Genomic DNA, 1,569 nt, shown 5'->3' with positions numbered 1-1,569 from the left:
CCACCCCGGCCCCGAGCCCGGTCGGCCGCGCCGCCGGCGGCCCCGACACCCGGCACGCCCAGGTCAGCGCGGCCCGCGAGACGAGCCCCGCGACCAGCGCGGCGGCCGGCGCGTCGGCACCCGTCTCGGCCAGCGCCGCGACCTGCGCGGCCAGCGCGAACAGCAGCGTCACCACGCCGAAGGGACCGATGTCGGAACGCTTCATGACCCGCAGCGCCTCGTCCGCCGGCCGACCGCTGCCCAACCCGTCCGCCACGTCGGCCAGACCGTCCAGGTGCAGCCCACGGCTGAGCACGACCGGCACGGCGGCGACCAGCACGGCCGTCAGCAACGGGCCCACGTCGAGCGCCCCGAGGAACCAGGCGACGACCGCCGCCGCGCCCCCGACCACCAGGCCGGCCACCGGCGCGCACGCCATCCCGACCCGGGCCGCGGCCCGGTCCCACCGGACGACGGTGACCGGCAGCACCGTGAGGGTGCCGAGCGCGAACCGCAGGCCGTGCAGGGACGTGACCGGCGTTGCGTCCGTTGGGGGTTCGGACGGCGGACCCGGCGGCGTGGCGTTCATCGGATCGCAGCGTAGCGCCGGACGCTGGGAGGTCATGGGCGACTGGTGGTCTCGCAACATCCTCGAACCGGGGAAACTACCGCTGCTGCTCGCGCTGGTGTCCTTCGTGACCACCTTCATGGTGACCCGCTGCGTCACCCGCCTCATCCGGGCCGGCCGCGGCCCGTTCCGCAACATCTCGGCCGGCGGCCAGCACGTGCACCACGTGGTGCCAGGCGTCGTGCTGATGGTGATCGGCGGCTTCGGCGCGGTGGCCGCAGGCACCGAGAGCTGGGCGGCCTCCGTCACGGCCGGCGTCTTCGGCGTCGGCGCGGGACTGGTGCTCGACGAGTTCGCGCTGATCCTCTACCTGCACGACGTCTACTGGTCGGAACAGGGCCGCCGCAGCGTCGAGGCCGTCGTCCTGACCGCGGCCCTGGCCGGCATGCTGCTCACCGGCTTCTCGCCGCTCGGCGTCAACCACTCGGGACCCGAGGAACAGCTGGTCAGGCTGAACCTGATCACGACGGTGCTGGCCAACCTGCTGTTCGTGGTGGTGTCGCTGGTGAAGGGGAAGTACGTCCTCGGCGTCCTCGGCGTGCTGATCCCGCCGGTCGCGCTGGTCGGCGCGCTGCGGCTGGCCAGGCCGGACTCGCTGTGGGCCCACCTCCTGTACCGGAGCCGGCCGCGGCTGCGGGCCCGGGCCGAGCGGCGGGCGCGGAAGCACGACGCGCGGTGGGACGGTCTCGGGCGGCGCGTCAGCAACATGCTGGCGGGCCCCCCGGACGACGAGCGCTGACGCCGCGCGGCTGCGGCCCGCGGGTCTTCCCCCACCCTCCCCCAGCTAACGCTGGGAGGTGCCCCCACGAGCCCTTTGTTCCGCTGCCGCGCGGGGGTGCGCGCTGCGCGCGGGCGGTGGCCCGCGGGGGCCCAACGGCGGCGTAGCCGCCTTGTTGGGGCCCTGCGGCCGTGTCGGCCTGCGGCCGTGTCGGCCTGCGGCCGTGTCGGCCTGCGGCCGTGTC

The 1,569-nt window shown here is 75.5% G+C and carries 2 protein-coding genes; one reads left to right on the top strand and one right to left on the bottom strand.

The annotated features are described in order from the left end of the window. A partial coding sequence (locus tag ACYVPE_RS39745) for an adenosylcobinamide-GDP ribazoletransferase (protein WP_461038718.1) occupies positions 1 to 568 on the bottom strand: 568 nt, incomplete at its 3' end. 34 nt (positions 569 to 602) lie between these two features. On the opposite strand from ACYVPE_RS39745, the gene ACYVPE_RS39740 reads away from it, so the two are divergent. Then, positions 603 to 1,346 carry a hypothetical protein gene (locus ACYVPE_RS39740; RefSeq protein ID WP_461038717.1) on the top strand — a complete coding sequence of 248 codons (744 nt, stop codon included), beginning with the start codon at positions 603 to 605 and terminating at the stop codon, positions 1,344 to 1,346. The last annotated feature ends 223 nt before the right edge of the window (positions 1,347 to 1,569 follow it).

This window comes from Streptomyces mayteni (assembly GCF_054783955.1).
The sequence above is the reverse complement of the archived record's forward strand: the minus strand, read 5'-3'. Positions and strand labels throughout refer to the sequence as shown.